This is a genomic window from Alsobacter sp. R-9, assembly GCF_054612375.1.
Map to the genome: position 1 here is coordinate 47,580 of NZ_JBTSWJ010000013.1, position 20,165 is coordinate 67,744.

A 20,165-nucleotide genomic window follows, 5' to 3' on the forward strand; every position below is an offset into this window, starting at 1 on the left:
TCATCATTCTGGCCAACGGGTCGACAGTCGGAGCAGACCCCATCGGCCATCCCTCAATCTTCCCGGAACGCCCGCCGGATCGAGCGGGTCAGCGGCTCGACCATATACCCCAAAGCGGTCCGGTCCCGTGTCCTCACAAACACCTCCACCGGCATGCCGGGGCTCAGTTCCACGGGATGCGTCAGGCGGTCGAGCTTGCTCTTGTCGACCTTGACCTTCAGTTCGTAGAAGCGCTGGCCTGACTGCTGGTCGACGTTGCTGTCGGCCGAGACGTGGGTCACCACCGCCTCTAGCATCGGCGTGTCGCGAGTGAGGTAGGGCACCAGGTGGACCAGCGCCGGCAGGCCGGTCCGGACGACGTCGATGTCCGTCGCCGGCAGGCGAGCGTCGACGATCAGGACGTCTTCCTTAGGCACGAGATCGACGACGGGTTCACCGGGGCGGATGACGCCGCCGACGGTCCTGAACCGCATGTTCAGCACCGTGCCGGCGGCCGGCGCCACGATCTCCGTGCGGCGCAGGATGTCCTGCGAGGCGACAAGGGACTCCTCGACCTGGGCGATGTCGTTATTTGCCTTCGTCAGCATCTCCGCGTTCTGGTCACGGAACTGCGTGCGGTTGGAGTTGATCTGCAGCCGGATCTCGCCCATGCGCTCGTTGAACGAGCCGATGGTGGCAATGTTCGAACCCATCCGCGCCTTTACCTCGGCGATGGTGCGCTGGACCGCGAGGTACTCCGGCTTGCGCGCCAACTTCTGGCGGATGAGAGTCGCCTTGTCCTCCGCTTCCTCCTCCAGCAGCTTCAGCTGCAGGTCCAAGCCTTCGTTCTCGAGCGCCTTGCCCCTCGCCTGCTCCTCAAGCTGGCGCAGCTGCTGCTGGAGGATGTTCTCGCGCTCCTCGAGGCCGCGCCGGCGAAGCTCGAAGAGCTGCACCTGGTTCTCGACGAAGGCCTTCAGGTCGGCACTGTCCGGCTCTGCCAGCTCCGCCGGCAGCGTCATCCGGGCGGCGTCCTGCGCGTGAGCCTCCAGCCGGGTGCGCGTCGCCAGCAACCGCAGCCACTGCTCACGCTTGCTGCCATAGCTCGCCTGGGCCTGCGTCACCTCGAGCTTGTAGAGGGTCTGGCCCGCGGCCACCTGGTCGCCCTCGCGGACGAGGATCTCCTTGATGATGCCGCCTTCGAGATGCTGGATCGTCTTGCGGCTCGAGTCGGGGCTCACAACCCCGGTCGCGATCGCGGCCCCCGAGAGCGGGGCGACCGCCGCCCAGACGCCAAAGACGCCGAAGGCGATCCCGATCAGCGACAGGCCGGCGATGGCGGTCGGCTTGATCATCGCCAGCAGCCTCGCGCGCGCCTCGGGGCTGTCGGCCGGCGCCGCACGCGCCGTCGGATCGTCGGCCGGCTCCGCCCGAACGGTCTCCAGCAGCCGGCGCAGCGGGGCGAGCCGATCCGCCACGGGCTTGGTGACCCCAGACGAGCCTGCGCCATCAACGCGATCCGGGGGCGCTGCCGATGCATGATCGTCCGCAGCCGGCGCCACGTCGTCCTGTTCGGCGACCGGTGGAAGGCGCGGCCGCTCGTGGCGAGGTGCCCGGGCCGCCTCCTGCGGCGGAAGCGACGGCTCTTCGTCGTCGGTCCGCGCCTTGAGAGTCCCCTCGCGCTCGATCACCGCGAGGCGCGCGAGGGCCTCCAGCACGCGTTCCGCCTGGGGCGAAGTCGGGTCGAGCTGGGCCTTGGCTTCCTTCAGGCGACGCAGCAGGTCCGCGGCCCGCTCGGGGTCGATAGCCGGGATCAGGTTGGCCGGACGCTCGTTCATGACAACGCCTCTGCCGTGGCCGCGGGCGGCGCGGTGTCGTTCGACGCAGGCCCGGGCCGCAGCGCCGCCGGACGCTCAGCCTGGGGCTGGCGGGGTCCCGTCGCGCCGCGCAACTCGCGCGTGATGGCCTCGCGCTCGCCGAAGCGCTCGAGCGCCCCCTCGCGGAACACGCCGATGTAGTCGGCGGCCTTCAGGGCGGCGGCGCGGTGGCTGACGATGACAACGGTGACCCCGCGCTGGCGCAGCGCCTCCAATGTACGCAGCAGGGCCTGCTCGCCGTCGCTGTCGAGGTTCGAATTCGGCTCGTCGAGCACGACGAGCCGCGGATCGCCAAACACGGCCCTGGCGAGGCCGATGCGCTGGCGCTGCCCGCCGGAGAGGTAGGACCCTCCCTCCCCGATCTCGGTCTCGTACCCCTTGGGCAGACGCAGGATCATGTCGTGGCACCCCGCCAATCGCGCGGCCGCCACCACGTCCTCGTCACGTGCCTCGTTGAAGCGGGCGATGTTGTCCTTCACCGTGCCGGCGAACAGTTCGACCGACTGGGCCATATACCCGACGTAGCGTGCGGCCTGCGCGCGATTGATGGACGACACCGCGGCGCCGTCGAGCCGCACCTGCCCCTGGGAGGGCAGCCAGCTGCCGACCAGCAGGCGGCAGAGCGTGCTCTTGCCGGAGGCGGAGGGGCCGATCAGGGCCAGGGTCTGCCCGGCGGGCACCTTGAACGACACCTGCCGCAGCACGGGACGCTCCTGCCCGGGCAGCACGAAGATGACGTTCTCGACCTCCAGGTCTCCCTGCGGGGCCGGCAGCTTCATCGTTTCCGCTGGCGGTGGCACTGCTTCGAGCAAAAGGACCAGGCGTCGATGGGCTGCGCGGGCCTGGCTGAAGTTGCGCCACGCGCCGAGCGCCTGCTCGGCCGGCGCCAGCGCCCGCCCCAGGATGATCGACGCCGCAATCATGCCGCCCGAGGTGACCTGGTTGTTGATGGCAAGCCACGCGCCCACGCCCAGCAGGAAGATCTGGATGCCGAGCCGGACGAACTTGGTGAGGCCGGTGATGCCAGCCGCGTAGTCCGCCGCTCTCTGAGTCGCCTGCACGACCGGTTGCTGCAGGGCCTTGTACCGATCGAGCAGGTTCCACAGCATCCCCATCCCGAACACGGTGTCGCCGTGGCGGATCATCGAGGCCGCGAAGGCCGTGGAGCGCTGCCCCTCGTCGGCCGCCGTCGCCTGCAGGGCCCGCGACCCGCGGTCCATGACGAAGGCGAGCCCGACGAGCGTCAGCGCAGCCAGCAGCGCGATGAGGCCGAGCAACGGATGGATCAGCGCGATGACGCCGAGAAACAGGGGCATCCACGGCGCATCGAAGAACGGCAGCGCTGCGCTGGATCCGGCGAAGTTGCGGACCGTGGCGAGGTCCTGCACGACACCTGTCGTCGGAATGCCGGTCCGCCGCGTGCTCTCCACCGCTGCTGAAAGAACATCCTCCCGCAGCGTCTCGTCCCACCACCGCCCGATGCGCGCGAGCACGAGCCCACGAAGCGCCTCGAGGACGCCGATGACCAGCAGGATGGCCATCACGACGACCGTGAGCCAGACGAGCGTCTCACCATGATGCGTCTGCAGAACACGATCGAAGATGTTCTGCATGTAGAGGGGAGAGACGAGGACGGAGAGGTTGATGAAGAAACTGAGTACGAAGACGACCGCGAGGGCGGGGGCAGCCGTCTTGTGAATCAAGGACGCAGGATGGCGGGGTCGACTACGCGACGGAATGGTGCGCGAGTCGAACGCCATCACAGATCCCCATCCATTTCATCACGCACCCGTCCGCACGACGGCCTCTGGTTTTCGCCCAGCGACGTCGTTAATGCAACCTTACCGCGCAAGGTCATGCGGTTGTGGTTAGCAGGTGGAGCTCCTTCGGATCTGTTGTTACGTTGAGTCCATTCTGAAGGACTGCCGGCATGGACCAGACTGACCGTTGATGCTTCGCGTTTATCCAACGACGATCGCGGGGGACAAAAAACCCATTCTCGCCAGAGCTTTGGCCGTCCTGAGCCAAAGCAGTGCCCTCGTGCTGAGTGATGTTGAAAAGGCCGACGTCATCCTTGTCGTCGATGATGCGTACCTCTCTTTTGCAGACGCGTTGCAGCTCCGCCGTCAGTTCAAGCCGCCCATCGTCGCGCACATTGAATCCGACTGGCCCTTGCCCGTCTTTCCGGGGACCTATCCGTCCATGCGACCCGTGTCCCTCATGGCCGGCGCCACGGGGTGGTCCTATCTGTCCGCGTGCGACGCAGAAGCATGGCCCGATACGGAACACAGCAAATCACGATACCTCTTCTCCTTCCTGGGTCGCGTGGCCACCCATCCGATCCGGAGAGATATTGCCGCGCTGCATACAGACGAAACTCCGTGCGTCGACGTCGCCGATGCGCCAAGTTTCTTCCCGAACTTCGATCGTCGCGACACCTACAGGCAGTCGCTCCTGAACAGTGACTTCGTCCTGTGCCCAAGAGGCTTCGGCCGGTCGAGCATCCGCATCTTCGAAGCCATGGCGTGCGGCCGTGCGCCGGTCGTCATCGGTCATGATTGGGCGCCTCCGCCCGTCGGCAACTGGCAGGACTTCTCGGTGAGGATTCACGAGGCCGATATTGCCAGAATCCCAAATATCCTGGGCGCCCGAAGAAGCGAGGCCCGGCAACTGGGCGCGACCGCCAAGAGAGTCTTCGACAGCTATTTCAGGAGCAAGGTGTTCTTTGATCGTCTTCCCCTCGCCTTGGCCAGCGAGTTCAGCGGTGGGGGGCCGCTGACACGGCGCCTCATCAGCTGCGACTGGCGTCGGCACGTCTATACATCCATGCGGAATATGCTCAGATGAGCGTGGGATAGCTGCACGCCTAATCGAGTATGACAACATCGCCGCGAGTTGCTGCAATCAATCGCCAACAGCGCATCGAGATCGTCGACTACCTGCGCGGCGCCGCGGCCCTATCGGTCGCTTGGTTTCACATGACCAATACGTATCCGCCCGGGCCGGTTCAAATGAGCGGGGCCTATGGCTTTCTCGGCGTCGAGATCTTCTTTGTGATCTCGGGCTTCATCGTCCCGACGTCGATCAGGACCGGATACGGCTCGTACCAACTGAGGGATGCGCCGTCCTTTCTCGGCCGTCGATTGTGCCGCCTGGAACCTCCGTACTTCGTGAGCATAGGCCTCGTAGTTCTGCTCGGCTTCGCTTCAGCAGCCGCACCGGGCTTCGCAGGAACTCCTGTTTCCATCCAGCCCGGCCAGATCCTGTCCCATTTGCTTTACCTTGCCCCGGTTTTCGACCAGCCGTGGTTGCAGCCGGTCTACTGGACACTAGCGTATGAATTCTGTTTCTACCTTTTCGTGGCGATTGCCTTCCCGGTGATCGGTCGCCGGAATCAGACCCTCGCTTTCTGCGCGGTCGCGATCACGCTCGCCGCGGCCACGTCTGCAGGGCTCTCGACTTACGTGCTCTACTTCTTGCTCGGCGGCCTTGTGTTCCGGCTTTCCATCGACGAAGGCCGGGAGAATGTCCTTCTTTGGCTCAGCCTCGTCGGCGTTACCGTTGTTTTGTCGGTGAATGCCAGTCTCATTCAGGCTTCGGTTGGCGCGGCCGCAGCGCTCATGATCCATTTTCTTCGGGGTTGTCGCCTTCCGTCACCGGCGAGGGAGATGGGTCTCAAGGCCGGACTGATCTCGTATTCGCTCTATCTGACGCATGTCCCGGTCGGGGGGCGCGTCGTGAACCTTGGACGGCGTTTCGGGGACGGACCGTTATTCCATCTCCTGCTATCGGCCGTGGCAATCGCGGTCTGCTTGATCTTCGCTGCACTGTTCTGGAGACTCGTCGAGCGTCCTGCAATCCGATGGTCGCATCGGTTGTTCCCGACGACGCGCGATAAGCGGAACTAAGCCCACCCCCTTCACCGCTCGCGCATGCCGAACCTCAGTCGGTTCATCAACGGTCCCAACAGATACGCCAACGCGGTCCTCTCCCCCGTCGCAATGATGACGTCGCCCTGCATGCCTGCCTGGATGGCGTCGCGGAAGGGTTGGGGGATCTGGCTGCGATCCACCGTGATCTCGGCGGCGAAGTAGGGGGCGTTCTGGGCCGTTTCGTCGAGGAGGCGGTCGCGGCTCAGCGCGCGGACGCGGCCGAGGATGAGGGGGGGCTTGCGGGTGGCGAAGGCGGGGAAGCGGATTTCGGCCTCCTGGCCGACGTGGACGGTGTCGACGTCGAGCGGGTTCACCTTGGCGCGGACGACGAGGTCGTCGGCCGCGGGCACGATCTCCATCAGCGTCTCGCCGGGCTTGATGACGCCGCCCACAGTGAAGACGCGCAGGCCCTGGACGACGCCGGCCTGCGGGGCGGTGATGACGACGCGGCGCAGCGTGTCCTGCGCCACCGCGAGCTTCTCGCGCACTTCGGCGGCGGCCTTGCGGGCGGCGGGCAGGTCGCGGCTCACCTGCTCGCGCATCTGTTGGCGCAGCTGGCTGATCTGGATGCGGGCCTCGCCGATGCTCTGCTCGTAGCGGGCGATGTCGGCGCTGGCGCGGTTCACGACACCCTTGAGGCGCGCCTCCTCGCGCTCCAGCGACAGCACGCGGGGCAGCTGGACGAGGTTCTTGGCGAGGAGCTGCTTCAGGCCCTCGAGCTCGCGGCGGATCGTGGCGACCTGCTCCTCCCCCGCCGTGCGCTCGCCGCGCGTGCCCTCGATCACCTCGCCGAGCTGGCGGATGCGCGCCTCGAAGATGGACTGCTGCCCCGTCATGTTGCCCCGGCGCTCGCGGAAGGCCGTCGTCTGGTCGGCCATGGCGCGGGCCACGACCGGGTCGTCCTTCACCGAGAGGACGGCCTGCGGCCACCGGATCGCCTCCGCCTCGTCGCGCTCGGCGACGAGCCTCGCTTCCTCCGCAAGTGCCGCTGCCAGCTGGACCCGCAGGGTGGCGACCTGCGCGGCGGCCTGCGTGTCGTCGAGGCGCAGCAGCGTGGCGCCCTCCTCCACCGTGTCGCCATCGCGGACATCGAGCGCCGCGACGATACCGCCTTCCAGGTGCTGGACGACCTTGCGGTTCGAAGCGACCTCGACGACGCCCGGCGCGATGGCGCCCTGGTCGAGGCGGGCGGTGACGAGCCAGAGCCCGCCAGCGCCGAACAGGAGCGCCACGACCAGCCAGGCCCGCAGGACGAGGCTTCGCCAGTCGGCAGGCGCAGGCGGCGCGAGCCAGGGCAGCGCAGGCGTCCGCGGGGCAAGCGCCGGCGGCGAGAGGTGGGGCCTCCGGGTCGGGACGGCGCGTCGGGCTGTGGTGGAGGGCGGCGCTGGCGCCGCGACAGGCGGACGCCGTCCTGGATGAGCGGCGACCGGCGGCTGCACCCCTTGGCTGGGCACGGGGCGCGGGTCCTGGACCCGGCGCTCCCCATCGCGGGCTGAAGCCGGGGCCCTGGCGGGCGCAGACGAAGGGCGTGGAGCCGTAAGCGGGGCGTTCGAGGGCGTACCGCCGCCAACGCGCGCCCCTGCGGACGGATCATCCGGGTGTGGAGGGACGGATGCCGGGCCTGCTGCTGTGGTTTCGGCCGCTCGCCGGTCTCGTCGGGTTTCGCGCAACAGGTCTGCAGGCTGCTGTGGCCTGTCAGGGCGCTGCTCTGGGGCGCGGGGGTCCGCGGGTTGCGCGCTCATCGGCTGGACCCCTCTCCCGGTTGAATGGGTTCGTTCTGCGATCGGCAAGCGGAAGCCCGGGGGCATGCCCCGGGCTTCCTGTCTCGGTACGGACGCTTCGTCAGGCCATGACCTCGGTCGCTCCGGCGACGGCGATGTGGAGGTGCTCCTCCACGACCGCCTGCGAGGCGAAGTCCGCCGCGATGTCCGCCTTCACCAGGGTCTCCCCGCCGGCCTCGACGAGGGTGTTGACGTAGGTGTCGAGCCAGGCGCTGTCCGGCACGCCCTCGCCGTGGCTGTGGTCGAAGGCGTTGTCGAACAGGTCGTCGACGTAGCTGCGGATGTCGTCGGTGCCCGACACCGCCTCGCCGGTGCTGTCGTCGAGGAGCTGGGCGAAGTCGCTCGCCGTGTTGTCCTCGTCGCCCATGAAGGCGAAGGCGTCCCGCAGTTCGTCAGCGCTCGGGTCGTGGTCGGTCAGCACCTGGAACAGGGCTGCGACCGTGGCCTCGCCTTCCGAACCCGCGGTGATCAGCAGGTCGCGCCCGACGTCGGCGTACTCGACGTTGGTGAAGCTGGTGCCCTCGCCGTTGCTCCAGCTCGTCCCGTCGAACGTGAAGTCTCCGCCGGCCCGGCCGAAGATGTAGGCTTCGTCAAATCCGTCGCCGCCATCCACGATGTTCGAGGTGTTCCGACCGGCATTGAGCTGGAAGACGTCGTCACCCTCGCCGCCGTCGAGCATGTTGTCGCCGGTGCCGCCATAAAGGCTGTCGTCGCCGGAGCCGCCGATGACGCCGTCATCGCCCTGCCCGCCGAAGAGCTTGTCGTCGCCGTCACCGCCGTCGATCCAGTCGTTGCCGGCGCCGCCGCGGATGAGGTCGTAGCCGTTGCCGCCATAGATCGCGTCGTCGCCCCGGCCGCTGGTGACGGTGTCGTCGCCGTCGCCGGCGTCGATCACCAGGTCGCCGTCATTGCCCGACGCCTTGATCGCGAGCGTGTCGTCCTCGCTCGTCAACCCGATGAACTGGTCGACATTCCCGTTGAGGGCCACGTTGACGCCGATGCCGCCGCCGGCCGCGGCCTCCTCACCGAACACCACGATCGGCGCTGCGTCGGGAACGGAGGCGGTGTCGGTGACATACGCCCCCTCGAAGGACGAGGCGTCGAAGGTCTCGCCGCCCGTGTCCAGCACCTGCAGGCTGACGTTGCCGGCATTGCCCTCGGTGTCGGGCAGCGACGGAACCGCGGATTCGAGGGATGTCGAGAAGTCCGTGCCGTAGCGGCCCAGGATGTCGTCGAAGTCGGCCAGCGGACCGGTATTGTCGAACTGATAGGTCAAGGGCATTGCATCACCTTTTCATGACTGTCGAGACCGAACCTCCTCCGGCCTCTCCATGTCGCCGTTGCTGCCGCGGCGACTGGCCATGAACGACTTGCCGAGAGGGGCGTTCCGGAAAAACGCACGGCGTCACCGATGTTTATTTTGTCGCCGAGGCCATCGAGGTGTTGCGCACCGCAATTTCGTCACAACGACTGACCCAGTGCTTGGGCGTTCGCGCGCCTCTTCTTGCTCTTCTTCAGTGCGGCGAGACGGGCGGTGCCTTTGCGGTCCGTGTGCCCGGCGCCACCGTGTCCGATGCCGCCGCCCCTGCTCCCGACGACCGCCCGGCAGGTGCAGCGGCGGGTTCGTGACGAATTCCGGCGGGTGCCTCCCCCGGGCGCAGCCGCCGCACGTTCGGTGCCCCGAAGTGCGCGAAGACCTCGTCCCGCGGTCCCATCGCCTGCACGCGCCCCTCGGCCATGACGATGATGCGATGGACGTGCGAGAGGATGTTCGCCTTGTGGGTGACGAGCAGCACCGTGGTCCCCTGCGCCGCCAGCGCCCTGAGGGTCTCGACGAGCCCCTCCTCGCCCTTGGCGTCGAGGCTGGCGTTGGGTTCGTCCAGCACGACGACCGCCGGGCGGCCGAAGACCGCGCGGGCCAACGCGATGCGCTGGCGCTGACCGCCGGACAGGCGCGCCCCACCCTCCCCGATCTGGGTGTTGTAGCCGTCCTCGAGCCCCTGGATGAGGGCGTGGACGCCGGCGACGCGGGCCGCCTCCAGGATCTCGCTGCTGTCGACGTCCCGGAACCGTGCGATGTTCTCGGCGATCGTGCCGGGGAACAGCTCGACGTCCTGCGGCAGGTATCCGATGTGCCGGCCGAGTTCGTCCGGATGCCACTGCCGCAGTTCGTGGCCGTCGAGCCGGACATCTCCTTCCGTGGGCGGCCAGACGCCGGTCACCACGCGCGCGAGGCAGGACTTGCCGGCGGCGCTCGGACCCACCACGCCGGCGATCTCGCCGGGGGCAAGGGTCAGCGAGACTCGGTCCAGAAGCATCCGGTCCGTTCGTCCGGCCCGCACCGTCACGCCCTCGAGCGTCACATGGCCGCTTGGCGCGGGCAGCGGCAGCCGCTCTTCGTCCGGCTTCGCCTCCGCCAGAAGGCGGTCAAGGCGTTGGAAGGCGTAGCGCGTGACGACGAAGGTCTTCCAGTTGGTGGCGAGCGTCGCCATGGGCTGCATGGCGCGTCCGGCCAGCAGCATGGCGCCGAACAGGACGGACGCCGACGCCATGTTCTCGATGACCAGAAGCAGGGTCACCGCGGAGACCAAGGATGCGCCGGCGAAGGACACGAAGGTCAGTGCGACCCCGGCCGTCGCACCGGCATCGGCCGATGTTGCCGACCAGCCGAGGCCGGCATCCCGCAGCCGCTTCCAGCGGGCCTGTAACGCGCCCGTCATGCCGAGCGCCTGCACCGCCTCGGCGTTGCGCAGCATCGTCCCGGCGAAGTCCGTGGCGCTGAGGCTCGCCGCTGTCGCCCGCATCGTCCACGCCGCAGACGGTGCGTTCATCAGGAAGCCGAACAGGGCGACAAGCGCCATGACGACCAGCGTCGCCGCCCCGATGAAGGGATGCAGCAGCACGCAGCCGAGCAGGAACAGCGGCGCGAAGAGCAGGTCGACCGCCGCCACGACGAGACGCCCCGAAACGTTGTCGCGGATCGTGTCGAGGTCGCGCATTGCCTGCACCGGGCTCACGGGGCTCTGCCCCGTGCCGCGCGACAGCATGGCCCCCTGCACCGCCCTGAAGAGCCGGTCGCTCAACTCGTGGTCGAATGCGATGCCGACCCTTACGAGAGCCCGCGTCCGCAGGTTGGTGAGAACGGCGTAGGCCAGCGCCATGATCGCCAGGAGAAGCGTCAGGAACGCCCAGGTTACGGCGTTGCGCGAGGCGAGCACGCGGTCGAACGCGCTCATCAGGTAGAGCGCCGGGGCGAAGGCCAGAAGGTTGAGGAAAAGGCTGAACCCAGCGATGGCGCGCAGTGCGGGCCGCATGTTGCGGAACGCCGTGCGAAGCGGGTGTTCCGGCTGATGACCGTCCTCTGACTGCACGGCGCGCCCCGATGTCATGACAACGAGGCGGGGAACGCTTGGTGGTGCGGTCCGTTCCGAAGCTTTGCTGCGGAGGGGAAAGGAAAAGGGCGCCGGGGATGCCCGGCGCCCTTATTGGATTTCTGGCGCTTGAGCGGATCAGTTGCCCGTGCGCAGGTCCTCGGCACCCGTCGCGATCTCGGACGTCAGATCGGCATCCGCCTCAAGCCCCAGGTTGGCGTTGACCTGGGCGACGACGCCTTCGGTGATCGTCTTGTTGGCGGCTGCCGCGAGGGACTCGGTCGCCGTCATCTTGCTGTCGGCCAGTTGCTCCGTTGCCGTGTCGATCGCCTTCTCGGCGGAGGCGACCTGGTCCGTCGCCTTCTGCTCGGTGGCGACGGCCTTGTCGTAGTCGGAGAGCGCGGTCTGGTAGGCGGTCGCCCCGTCGATCTTGGCCTGCGCTGTGGCGGCCGACTTCTCGGCCGTCGAGATCTCCGTGTTGAGCGCGTCGATCTGCTTGTTCAGGTCCGCGATCTTGGCCGCGTCCGTCGTCGGATTAAGGCTCGCGATCTGCCCCTCCAGCTCCGCGATCTTGGCGTTCGCTGTAGCGATGTCCTGCTGGGCCTTCTCGATGGCAGCGAAATCGGCCGCGAGCTTGGCCTTCTCGGCATCGAGGGTCGCCTTGGCCTTGTCGAGGTCGGCCTTTGCCTTGGCGAGATCCTCGGTGGCCTTGGCCAGCGTTTCCTGCGCCGCGGCGAGCGTGGCACCGGCCGTGGCCGCGGCGAGCATCGCCTCGCGATAGGCGCCGAGCTTGCCGACGACCGAGTTGGGCGACGCCCGCTCCATCGCCCGAAGCGAGGCGTGAGACGCGTTGAGGCGGCCGAGCTGCGAGGGCGACGCGAACATCGCGGTCGCCTTGCTGGCCCGCCGCTCCTGCGTGCTCAGCGACTTTGAGCCCCCCGTGAGGGCCGAGGACCGCGTGGTGGTCTCGCGTGTCGAACCGGCGCGGGCCGTCTCGCGCGACGCGCTCCGCGTACCGTGCTCGCGCTGGCCACCGGAGGCGCGGGCATGACCCTTCGCCTTGTCGTTGCCGTTCAGGAAGTCGCCGATGGCGCCGAAGAGCCCGCCGGATGACGATGCGCCGCCGCGGTTGCCGCCGCCGCTGCCCGCGACGTCCGATCCAACCCCGCGGCCGAAGCCGTTGCCCATGCCGTTGCCGCCGGAATGGCCGCCGCCGTTCCCCATGCCGCCGGCCGAAGCGGCGCCGCCGCCGACGCCATTGCCACCAGCGTTGCCGTTCCCGCCGCCGTTGCCGTTTCCTCCGCCGTTGCCGTTTCCACCACCGTTGCCGTTTCCACCACCGTTGCCGTTTCCGCCACCGTTGCCGGCAGCGAAGGCGTGATCGCCGAGCGACAGGCGCCCGGCCTGCCAGGAGGTGGAGAGCAGGGCTGCCGACCCCAGCAGCAGCACAGCGATCTTGAGCGTCTTCTTCATTCCCGAGCGCCCTCTTCCTCGCGGCCTCCGGCGGACCCGTTCCGGCCGGCCAGCCGCGGTTGCACGCATCTGCATCCTATCCGGCCCAAACGAACAGAACGCTGACAGGTTGCCGACGGCTTTAAGTGACTCTGGCCATCGGATAAGGCAAAACGTTAAGCATGATCGCCCGAAATCGCATCGTCTTTCAACACCCGGCGCAGGTTCCTGCAGGAATGAGACCTCCGGCCCCTTAAAGCGCGGTTCACCTTCGCGCGCTAGACTTCCTCCCTGTTCGGACGGGTGCGCAGAGGTGAGGCGGCCCATGTTGGGCGAGACGAACGTCATCGTCGTCAGCATTCCGCCGGGACGTCTTTCGTCGTTCCGCGGCCGCGGCTGGGTCGGCGTCGAAACCTTCCCCGCCGAGCGGACGGCGCGTGTCCGCTTCCATGCGCTCGCCCCGGCGTTGAACGGGCTCGGAGCCGGCGCTGTCCTCGTGCGGGCCGTCCTGGGCAGCGACCTGTCGCTCACCGATCCGCGGCCCCTCGTGAGCAAGGATGCCGAGTTCTGGCGCTTGCGTGGTGCCGACTTGCGCATGGCGGACCGCGAACAGATCGAAGAATGGCTCAAGAGCGCCGCCGCGCTGATCGCCCAGGACGAGGCCAAGGCCCTTTCGCGGCGCCCTGGCAAGAAGGTCGTCCAGGGACGTGGCATCCCGTGGCCTGCCCTGGCCACCGCCGGGCTCGCCGCGGTCGCCACCCTTTTCATCGGATTCGTCGTGCTTCTGCCGGGCAAGCGGACCGTCGAGACCGCAGTGCCGCGTTCGAACACCATCTTCCTCAGCGACCCGCGCGATCCTTCGGTCGTCATCGAGTACGAACTGTCGCCTGACGGCAGTCGCCGTCCGCTGCGGCGGATCACGCGGGAGGAACACGAGGCCGGCCCGGCCCGCCGAGCCGAGGCCGGTGGCGAGCCCCGGAACAAGACGCTGGCGGACGGGATCAACGTGTTCCTTCGGGTTCGGCAGTAACGCGTTTCGCGCCGCCGCCCTTGAAGAGCCGTGCCTGCGGACGCAAGCTTGGCCGGCTCACCGGGAGTGAACGGCGATGAAGCTCAGCTTCGGTTTCATGATCGCAGCCCTCCTCGCGGTGTCGGAACCGACGCACGCACAGACGGTGGCGATCGGGGCCGTCACCGCCGTGCAGGCGGATGCCACCGCCTCGCGCCAGGGCGGCCGCACGCGGCCATTGGAGCCGGGTGGCCAGGTCTTCTTCAGGGATACGCTGCGGACAGGGCAAGGCGCGCGGCTCGCCACGGAACTGGACGACGGCACGACGCTCACCCTCGGGGAGAACGCGGCGCTCTCCGTGGATGCCTTCGTCTACGATCCGGCGCGGCCGCGCGGGCGCCTCGTGGCACGCTCGCTGCGTGGCGCGTTCCTCTTCGTGGGCGGTCTGGTCGAGAAGACCCCCTCCCCCCGCGTCGAGGTGCGCACGCCGCTGGCCACGCTCGGGGTTCGCGGAACGACCGTCTGGGGCGGCCCCATCGACGGAGCCTATGGTGTCCTTGTCCTCGAAGGTCGCGTCGAGGTTCGCACGCGGCAGGGAGCCGTGACGCTCGAACGCGGCCAGGGAACGACGCTTCGCCCTCGTCGGAGCCCGGAGGCGCCCGTCGTGTGGGGACAGGACAAGGTCAGGCGGGCGATCGCGAGCGTGACCGTCACTCGGTGACCGAGTCCGCGCGCTGCTCGGCCGGCGGACCCGACGGCGCCGCCGTCCCATGGCTCGTGTTGGAATCCGGCTTTCGAGTGGAGAGCGCGGCGAAGAGCTTGCGGAACGGATAGGCGATCTGGCTCGCATAGCCGAGCGGGATCGGATCATCGACGCCGTAGCGGGTCGGCATCCCACCGGGCATGTGCGCCGTTCCGAAGACGATGTCCCAGAGCGGCAGTTGGCCCGAGAAGTTCTTGTCGTAGGCTTCTGGATGATTGGCGTGGTGCCAGTGATGGAACTCCGGCGTCGCGATGATCCACCGCAAAGGGCCGACCGGCAGGCGGACATTCGCGTGGACGACCACCGACTGCCAGAAGTAGATCACGCCCGTGATCGCGAGCGCCGTGTCGGAGAAGCCAAGAACGAACACGGGGCCCAATGACAGCCCTTTCGTGAAGACCTGGTCGACCGGATGGACGCGCGAGGCAGCGAGCCAGTCGAGTTGCTCGCTGCTGTGGTGCACGGCATGGAAGTGCCAGAGCGCAGGAACCGCGTGCATGATGCGGTGCGCGACGTAGAAGCCCAGATCTGCGATGACCGTCGCCACGACGACCTGCACCAAGAGTGGCCAGGACGCTATGCCGTCCCGGACGGCCCCCGGGACCGCCAACGTGCCCGCCTGAACGGCAATCACGATCAGGCCCATCAGGCCAACCCTGATGAAGAAGCCCGATATGACGACGTGCGCCAGGTCGGTGACGGTGCCGGCACGAGGCAGTTTCCGACCTCCATGGGCAGGAAGGAGATGCTCGAGCGGAATGAAGATCAACGCGACCAGGAGCAGCGACCGGAAGCCGAACAGATCCTCGATGCTCATGACGCACCCTCAGTAGAGCCCGGGGATCAGGCGGTAGCGCGTCCGGCCCATCAGTGCGGCATAGGCAGGATCGTCCTTGAGCATGGCCTCCTCGGCCTCGATGCGGAAGACCATCACGATCCAGGCGGCAGCCACGACGACAACGTTGTTGAGGGTGGGCCCCGCCAGCAGGAACCCGATGTGGGTCAACACGTATCCGGCGTACATCGGATGGCGAACGATCCTGTACGGCCCTTCGACCTTCACCCCTCGGTTGGCAGCCACGAGCCCGAAGCTGCGCCGAAGCGACAGCTTCGCCCACAGATGGAACGACAGACCCGTCAACATGAAGCCCAGCACCACCGGGCCGGGCGCCAGCGGATGTGGACCGGCCGGCCCCATGAGAAGCGGCAGGAAGGTGCCCGCGGCCCCGGCAAGCCAGTCGCGAGGGCGCACGCTGATCGCATCCGTCGAGCGACGGATCGCGACGAAGACGAGGACCAGGAGCTGGTCGGCAAGGTAGATGAGGTTAAAGGCCGATCCGTCCTCGAGGTAGGAAGAGAGCATCCTGTAGGCCAACAGGCCGAACAACAGGACCGTCACCCACTTTTCCGCCGCATCGAGCCGTCGCCTGTCGCTCTGGGCCGCCATCCGTCTCTTCAACTCCTTGCCACGATCCCGCTGACCAATAAGTCGGCAGTAGAAAATTTCTGATAACCAGCAGTTTTGGAGGCCATACGCGACTAACGGTTCGTTGATGGCGGCGACGCAGTGTGTTGCCGCGCAGGGCGTACCACAGGATCGATCTTCGAGGTGACGTTGCTAAGCCTGGCAAAAACTCTGATCGACGCACCGGTACGAGAACTGGACGCAATGACGCGCCGCTGGCTCGTGCTGGGCTGCTTCGTTGTGGTTCAGTTGTCGCTGTGGACCGGCCCCTCCCGCCTGCTGCTGGACCCGGACACGTTCTGGCACCTTGCGACGGGGCGATCGATCCTCGCGACGCTCTCCATGCCGACGGTCGACACGGCATCGCACACCTTCGCCGGCCAGAGATGGATCGCCAAGGAGTGGCTGGCTCAGACGCTGATGTGGCTGTCCTACGCGATGGCCGGGTGGACGGGTGTGGTGGTGCTGACCTCGACGCTCATCGCTTCGGCCCTGGCCCTCCTCTATGCCTGGCTTCTGCGCCAACTCAAGTTCGTCACGTCGACCACGATCGTCATCGCTGCCTACACGCTCGCCAGCGGGCACTACCTGGCACGCCCGCTTGTCTTCTACTTTCCGTTGATCGTCGCGTGGATGGTGATCCTCCTGACCGCCCGCCGAGACGACCGGCCGCCCCCGCTTTGGGCCGCCGGGCTGATCGCCCTCTGGGCGAACCTTCATGCTAGCTTCCCGATCGCGTTCCCCATCGCCGGACTGCTGGGCCTCGAGGCCCTCGTGCGAGCGCCGGCCGGCCGACGGCGCGACGTCATGGTCGGGTGGGGACGTTTCGGTGTCGTGAGTCTCCTCGCGACCGGCCTCACGCCCTACGGTTTCGAGTCCCTGCTCGTCGCGACAGTCCTCGCACAGCAGAACGAAGCCATGCAGTACATCGACGAATGGCGGCGGCTCGATGTGTTCTCGGAGTTCGGCCTCGTCGCCACCGCATCCTTTGCCGCCGCCGTGACCTTCCTGCTCATGCGTCCCCGGGACAACGTGTTCCGGCTCGCGATCGTGCTGATGGTCGCGGCCATGATGGCGATGCATGTCCGCTTCGGGGCGCTCTTTTCGTTCGTCACGGGAACGATCATGGGGCCCGCCATCGCCCAGGCCGCCCCCGGGCTGGCGTCACGGGGCGGACGAGTCGTCGAATCCCTTGCGCGGAAGCTACCGGCGCTGGTCACGGCACTGTCGCTCGCCGTGCTGTCGCTGATCGCCATCCGTTTGCCGGAACCACAGGGCATCAACGCTCCGTCGGCCGCCCTCGCGGCCATCCGCCGCGTCACCGACGGCCCGCTCTACAACGACTATGGCGTCGGCGGCTTCCTGATCTTCGTGGGAGAGAAGACGTTCATTGACGGGCGCAGCGACCAACTGTTCCTCGGCGGCTTCATCTCCGAGTACTACAAGACCCGGGTTCCCGGCTCACCTGCCGTGCTGCTCGAATTCCTCGATCGCCATGGTGCGAAGGCAGCCCTCCTGACCGCGGGATCGGATGCCATTCCCGCTTTCGAGGCCTTGCCGGGCTGGCGCAAGCTCTATGCCGATGACCGGGGCGTAGCGTTCGTCAGATCCTGATCGACCAGACCCAACGGGCCGTGGGCCGGCACGCTTTGCTAGCCCTGCCGGTAGCGCTGGAGCAGAATGCAACTCTGCTGGAACTGAAGCAGGCTTTCCTCATCGGACTCGGCCGCCACCACCCTCAGGCGAATGGTGCGGGGAGGCTCGAAACGCCGCGGATCACGGGGGGCATGCAGTTCGATCGTCATGAGCTTCGCTCCGCTTGCGATCTCGCGGACGATTCCAAGAAGCGCGCCGCCTTGTTCGACGACGACGTCGGACAGTTCGAAGCCACCGTTCTCGAGCACGTCGGCCGCGGCCATGATCCGCCGCATGGACGACGCGGCGACCCCGATCCGGATGCTCGCGGTGCCACGGGCCACGACCGCCCTGCTCTGCAAACCCGAAGCCCCTCTCATGGAGGCCACGGCCCTGATCTTCTGGCGTTCGCACGAGACAATGAAGGCACCGATGACCTGGCCTCGGTTCGTTTCGCGGAGATCCGTCCTGAGGAAGACCCCGTCCGGCTGTACCACCTCAACGCTCCATCCACCCTCCCCAAGGTCGATCGCCTGGGCATGGGCCGAGGAGGGGGCAACGAGGCCGAAGAGCAAGAGCAGACAGACGAAGATCACGCTGCTCCGTCGTGGAAGCGCCGCCTGATCAATCGTTGAATGTGATCTGCCGCTCATATCGACGACGGTGGCGAGCTTTTCCATGCGTCCACAATTTGCACAGGCGCGGTTTACTTTTTGCAAACGTTGAGTTGTACTGGCAGAAGCTTTCATGGCTTCGAGGCCACCGATTACCATGGCTGCCGGCAGATCACTCGCCCCTCTCGCACTTGCGGCGTTCGTCGTGTTCTCCTTGACTCCCGCGGAAGCGCAGCCGGCTTTGATGCCCTATGCGGGAGAGAAGGCAGCGGATTTCCAGGCAAGGGTGAAGAAAGCCTGCGCTGCTACGCCCACCTGTGCTCGCGCCGAGGGGACACTGTCGATCGCCGTCCAGCCTGACGCCGTCCTCCAAGGTGCTCCCGCGGCGCCCTTCGTCGGGGAGCGCCCCGCAGAGTTCGAGCAGCGCACGCTGAAGGCCTCTCGCGGGCTCACTCCCTCCCGCGCCCCCATCGTGACGGGACCGTCCACCGTGGAGCATTCCCCGAATGCCCATGGCCAGTTTCACCTGGATACCACCGTCGACGGGGTCCCGGTGACGATGCTGCTCGACACCGGCGCCAGCCTTGTCGCCCTATCAAGCGAGGACGCCGCGCGGGCCGGGATCCGGCTGCAAGCAAGCGACTACCGGTCCTCCCTGGCCACCGCGAACGGCATGGTCGCGGCTGCGCCCGTTCGGCTGCGGGAGATGAAGATCGGATCCATCACGGCTCGGGACGTCGAGGCGGTCGTCCTTCCTCCCGGAAGCCTCGTCCAGAGCCTGCTCGGCATGAGCTTCCTGAGGCGGATCGACAGGGTAGAGATCGTCTACGGACGACTGAAGCTGAGCGGCTACTAGGTTTCAGCGGCGGTACTTCGCCCGAGCCTGCGACAGCAGGGCGAGGTTGTTCTGGACGACGAGGTTGTTCGGATCCAGTCGGAGGGCCTTCCGGAAGTCAGCATCCGCCTCGCGGAACTTGCCCCGCAGCATGTAGGAGTAGCCGCGGTTGTTGAGCAGTGCCACGGAGTCTCCACCGAGTTCGCGTGCACGCGCATAGGCACGGTCGGCGAGATCGAAGCGCTTCAGGTTGTCATAGCTGGCCCCCAGCGCGATCCACGAGGCCACGTCGCCCGGGGTCTTCTCGACGGCATCCCGGTAGTATCGCTCGGACAGACCGTAGTAGCCCCGCTGGAAGGCGATGTCCCCCATCTTGGCGGGTTCGTTTGACTCGACATACGTGTCCGGCGGGGTGGCCGTGGCGGACGCCCCGCCGACCGGCGTGCCGTCAGGATACGTCTGGCATCCGGCGAGCGCGGTCAGGAGTATGCCGGCCGCGGCACAACGAAGGAGCATGGGGGTCATGACAAACCGGGTCCTTACTTCATCACGCTGGCTAGCTTGATCAACGCCGGAGCCAGCACCATTAGCAGAATGACGGGAAAGATGAATGCCCCAAGGGGCATGACGATCTTGACGGGAAGAGCCATGGCCTTCTCTTCGGCCCGCGACATGCGCTTCTCGCGCATTTCTCCGCTATAGACGCGCAGCGCGGTGCCGATATCGGATCCCAACTCGATCGATTGCTTGAGAAGGACGGAGAAGCTCTTGGCCTCCTCGATCCCGAGGCGGTCGGCGAAGGCCTGCAGCGCATCGACCGTGCTTCGCCCCGCACGGGTCTCGCCCATCATGATGGCGAGGTTGCTTCCCAGTTCGTCATGAACCCGTCCGACATCGGAATTGATGCGCTCGAGCCCGGCTTCGATGCTCAATCCGGCGTCGACGGCCACGACCAGAAGGTCAAGCAACTCGGGAAAGGCGATGCGGTACTCCTCTTGGAGCAGGCGTTCCCGCCGCTTGATCCAGGCCTCCGGGATGAAATAGCCGAGCAGCAGCGATCCGGTGAGCAGCGCGAACTTGAAGAGTGGTTCGATCTGAAGCGCGCCGAGCGCGAGGAAGTAGACGAGGACGGGAAGCGCTACGACGCACCCGAGGCGGATCACGCTGTAGATGATCGGGGCATCCGGCCGGAAATACCCCGCACGGATCAGTTGGGCCCTCAGGGTCGAGCGTGTCTCGGCATCGCCCCAGAAGGCCTTGCCGAAACGCTTCTCGAGAATGGACGTCAGGTCCTCGGCCGTCGCCTGAGCCAATCCTGACCCCGAACCCGGACCGATGCGTCGCGCCACGGCTGTGCGCTGCGTCAGCGACCAACCCGCCCAAAGCGCCAGCAGCAGCACGGCGCCGAAGGCCGCCGCAGTCGCGATCCAGATGTCGAGGTTCGCGGCGCCCATG

17 protein-coding genes are annotated in these 20,165 nt (G+C 67.2%); 6 read left to right on the plus strand and 11 right to left on the minus strand.

Translation table 11 applies throughout. The features are described 5' to 3' along the window. Positions 1 to 53: 53 nt before the first annotated feature. Positions 54 to 1,814: an HlyD family type I secretion periplasmic adaptor subunit gene (locus tag ACX9GQ_RS19415; RefSeq protein WP_459631237.1), complete on the minus strand. Its 1,761-nt coding sequence runs from the start codon at positions 1,812 to 1,814 to the stop codon at positions 54 to 56. Beyond that, positions 1,811 to 3,556: a type I secretion system permease/ATPase gene (locus tag ACX9GQ_RS19420; RefSeq protein WP_459631238.1), complete on the minus strand. Its 1,746-nt coding sequence runs from the start codon at positions 3,554 to 3,556 to the stop codon at positions 1,811 to 1,813. The genes ACX9GQ_RS19415 and ACX9GQ_RS19420 overlap by 4 nt, the downstream gene beginning before the upstream one ends. 247 nt (positions 3,557 to 3,803) lie before the next feature. Between ACX9GQ_RS19420 and ACX9GQ_RS19425 the strand changes: the two genes are divergently transcribed. Both ACX9GQ_RS19425 and ACX9GQ_RS19430 read left to right on the plus strand, forming a co-directional pair. Continuing rightward, positions 3,804 to 4,700, plus strand: coding sequence for an exostosin domain-containing protein (locus ACX9GQ_RS19425; protein WP_459631239.1), 897 nt, complete (start codon positions 3,804 to 3,806; stop codon positions 4,698 to 4,700). A gap of 29 nt (positions 4,701 to 4,729) precedes the next feature. Then, positions 4,730 to 5,761 (plus strand): acyltransferase family protein, encoded by a 1,032-nt coding sequence (locus ACX9GQ_RS19430; RefSeq protein ID WP_459631240.1) that lies wholly within the window; start codon positions 4,730 to 4,732, stop codon positions 5,759 to 5,761. A gap of 11 nt (positions 5,762 to 5,772) precedes the next feature. On the opposite strand, the gene ACX9GQ_RS19435 is transcribed toward ACX9GQ_RS19430, so the two are convergent. The 4 genes from ACX9GQ_RS19435 to ACX9GQ_RS19450 form a co-directional block, all read right to left on the minus strand. Next, positions 5,773 to 7,593: an HlyD family type I secretion periplasmic adaptor subunit gene (locus ACX9GQ_RS19435; RefSeq protein WP_459631241.1), complete on the minus strand. Its 1,821-nt coding sequence runs from the start codon at positions 7,591 to 7,593 to the stop codon at positions 5,773 to 5,775. Between the two features lie 34 nt (positions 7,594 to 7,627). Then, positions 7,628 to 8,848, minus strand: coding sequence for a calcium-binding protein (locus ACX9GQ_RS19440; protein ID WP_459631242.1), 1,221 nt, complete (start codon positions 8,846 to 8,848; stop codon positions 7,628 to 7,630). A 232-nt stretch (positions 8,849 to 9,080) separates the two neighbouring features. Then, positions 9,081 to 10,880, minus strand: a complete 1,800-nt coding sequence (locus ACX9GQ_RS19445; RefSeq protein WP_459631243.1) for a type I secretion system permease/ATPase — start codon at positions 10,878 to 10,880, stop codon at positions 9,081 to 9,083. A gap of 195 nt (positions 10,881 to 11,075) precedes the next feature. Next, on the minus strand, positions 11,076 to 12,410 hold the full coding sequence (locus tag ACX9GQ_RS19450; RefSeq protein WP_459631244.1) for a hypothetical protein: 1,335 nt from the start codon (positions 12,408 to 12,410) through the stop codon (positions 11,076 to 11,078). Positions 12,411 to 12,714: 304 nt separating this feature from the next. Between ACX9GQ_RS19450 and ACX9GQ_RS19455 the strand changes: the two genes are divergently transcribed. Both ACX9GQ_RS19455 and ACX9GQ_RS19460 read left to right on the plus strand, forming a co-directional pair. Beyond that, positions 12,715 to 13,419 (plus strand): hypothetical protein, encoded by a 705-nt coding sequence (locus tag ACX9GQ_RS19455; protein WP_459631245.1) that lies wholly within the window; start codon positions 12,715 to 12,717, stop codon positions 13,417 to 13,419. A 76-nt stretch (positions 13,420 to 13,495) separates the two neighbouring features. Beyond that, complete coding sequence (locus ACX9GQ_RS19460) at positions 13,496 to 14,119, plus strand: FecR family protein (protein ID WP_459631246.1); 624 nt, start codon at positions 13,496 to 13,498, stop codon at positions 14,117 to 14,119. On the opposite strand, the gene ACX9GQ_RS19465 is transcribed toward ACX9GQ_RS19460, so the two are convergent. Together ACX9GQ_RS19465 and ACX9GQ_RS19470 are read right to left on the minus strand one after the other, a co-directional pair. Next, positions 14,109 to 14,978: a sterol desaturase family protein gene (locus ACX9GQ_RS19465; protein ID WP_459631247.1), complete on the minus strand. Its 870-nt coding sequence runs from the start codon at positions 14,976 to 14,978 to the stop codon at positions 14,109 to 14,111. The genes ACX9GQ_RS19460 and ACX9GQ_RS19465 overlap by 11 nt on opposite strands. Positions 14,979 to 14,987: 9 nt before the next feature. After that, positions 14,988 to 15,608, minus strand: a complete 621-nt coding sequence (locus ACX9GQ_RS19470; RefSeq protein ID WP_459631248.1) for a methyltransferase family protein — start codon at positions 15,606 to 15,608, stop codon at positions 14,988 to 14,990. 222 nt (positions 15,609 to 15,830) lie between these two features. On the opposite strand from ACX9GQ_RS19470, the gene ACX9GQ_RS19475 reads away from it, so the two are divergent. Further along, positions 15,831 to 17,240, plus strand: a complete 1,410-nt coding sequence (locus tag ACX9GQ_RS19475) for a hypothetical protein (RefSeq protein WP_459631249.1) — start codon at positions 15,831 to 15,833, stop codon at positions 17,238 to 17,240. A 38-nt stretch (positions 17,241 to 17,278) separates the two neighbouring features. Here the strand turns inward: ACX9GQ_RS19475 and ACX9GQ_RS19480 are convergent, their stop codons facing one another. Continuing rightward, positions 17,279 to 17,941 (minus strand): hypothetical protein, encoded by a 663-nt coding sequence (locus tag ACX9GQ_RS19480; protein ID WP_459631250.1) that lies wholly within the window; start codon positions 17,939 to 17,941, stop codon positions 17,279 to 17,281. 178 nt (positions 17,942 to 18,119) lie between these two features. On the opposite strand from ACX9GQ_RS19480, the gene ACX9GQ_RS19485 reads away from it, so the two are divergent. Continuing rightward, complete coding sequence (locus ACX9GQ_RS19485; RefSeq protein ID WP_459631251.1) at positions 18,120 to 18,731, plus strand: retropepsin-like aspartic protease family protein; 612 nt, start codon at positions 18,120 to 18,122, stop codon at positions 18,729 to 18,731. A 3-nt stretch (positions 18,732 to 18,734) separates the two neighbouring features. Here the strand turns inward: ACX9GQ_RS19485 and ACX9GQ_RS19490 are convergent, their stop codons facing one another. Both ACX9GQ_RS19490 and ACX9GQ_RS19495 read right to left on the minus strand, forming a co-directional pair. Continuing rightward, positions 18,735 to 19,235: a tetratricopeptide repeat protein gene (locus tag ACX9GQ_RS19490; RefSeq protein WP_459631252.1), complete on the minus strand. Its 501-nt coding sequence runs from the start codon at positions 19,233 to 19,235 to the stop codon at positions 18,735 to 18,737. A 14-nt stretch (positions 19,236 to 19,249) separates the two neighbouring features. Further along, the gene (locus ACX9GQ_RS19495) at positions 19,250 to 20,164 is read right to left on the minus strand and encodes a type II secretion system F family protein (RefSeq protein WP_459631253.1); all 915 of its coding nucleotides are present in this window, start codon (positions 20,162 to 20,164) and stop codon (positions 19,250 to 19,252) included. Between the last annotated feature and the right edge of the window lies 1 nt (position 20,165).

What these genes read in the sequence shown, in the direction of transcription:
- ACX9GQ_RS19415 (WP_459631237.1), bottom strand. Translation starts at nt 1,814, where the DNA reads ATGAACGAGCGTCCGGCCAACCTGATCCCGGCTATCGACCCCGAGCGG.
- ACX9GQ_RS19425 (WP_459631239.1), top strand. Translation starts at nt 3,804, where the DNA reads ATGCTTCGCGTTTATCCAACGACGATCGCGGGGGACAAAAAACCCATT.
- ACX9GQ_RS19430 (WP_459631240.1), top strand. Translation starts at nt 4,730, where the DNA reads ATGACAACATCGCCGCGAGTTGCTGCAATCAATCGCCAACAGCGCATC.
- ACX9GQ_RS19435 (WP_459631241.1), bottom strand. Translation starts at nt 7,593, where the DNA reads ATGCCCCCGGGCTTCCGCTTGCCGATCGCAGAACGAACCCATTCAACC.
- ACX9GQ_RS19440 (WP_459631242.1), bottom strand. Translation starts at nt 8,848, where the DNA reads ATGCCCTTGACCTATCAGTTCGACAATACCGGTCCGCTGGCCGACTTC.
- ACX9GQ_RS19445 (WP_459631243.1), bottom strand. Translation starts at nt 10,880, where the DNA reads ATGCGGCCCGCACTGCGCGCCATCGCTGGGTTCAGCCTTTTCCTCAAC.
- ACX9GQ_RS19450 (WP_459631244.1), bottom strand. Translation starts at nt 12,410, where the DNA reads ATGAAGAAGACGCTCAAGATCGCTGTGCTGCTGCTGGGGTCGGCAGCC.
- ACX9GQ_RS19455 (WP_459631245.1), top strand. Translation starts at nt 12,715, where the DNA reads ATGTTGGGCGAGACGAACGTCATCGTCGTCAGCATTCCGCCGGGACGT.
- ACX9GQ_RS19460 (WP_459631246.1), top strand. Translation starts at nt 13,496, where the DNA reads ATGAAGCTCAGCTTCGGTTTCATGATCGCAGCCCTCCTCGCGGTGTCG.
- ACX9GQ_RS19465 (WP_459631247.1), bottom strand. Translation starts at nt 14,978, where the DNA reads ATGAGCATCGAGGATCTGTTCGGCTTCCGGTCGCTGCTCCTGGTCGCG.
- ACX9GQ_RS19470 (WP_459631248.1), bottom strand. Translation starts at nt 15,608, where the DNA reads ATGGCGGCCCAGAGCGACAGGCGACGGCTCGATGCGGCGGAAAAGTGG.
- ACX9GQ_RS19475 (WP_459631249.1), top strand. Translation starts at nt 15,831, where the DNA reads ATGACGCGCCGCTGGCTCGTGCTGGGCTGCTTCGTTGTGGTTCAGTTG.
- ACX9GQ_RS19480 (WP_459631250.1), bottom strand. Translation starts at nt 17,941, where the DNA reads ATGGAAAAGCTCGCCACCGTCGTCGATATGAGCGGCAGATCACATTCA.
- ACX9GQ_RS19485 (WP_459631251.1), top strand. Translation starts at nt 18,120, where the DNA reads ATGCCCTATGCGGGAGAGAAGGCAGCGGATTTCCAGGCAAGGGTGAAG.
- ACX9GQ_RS19490 (WP_459631252.1), bottom strand. Translation starts at nt 19,235, where the DNA reads ATGACCCCCATGCTCCTTCGTTGTGCCGCGGCCGGCATACTCCTGACC.
- ACX9GQ_RS19495 (WP_459631253.1), bottom strand. Translation starts at nt 20,164, where the DNA reads ATGGGCGCCGCGAACCTCGACATCTGGATCGCGACTGCGGCGGCCTTC.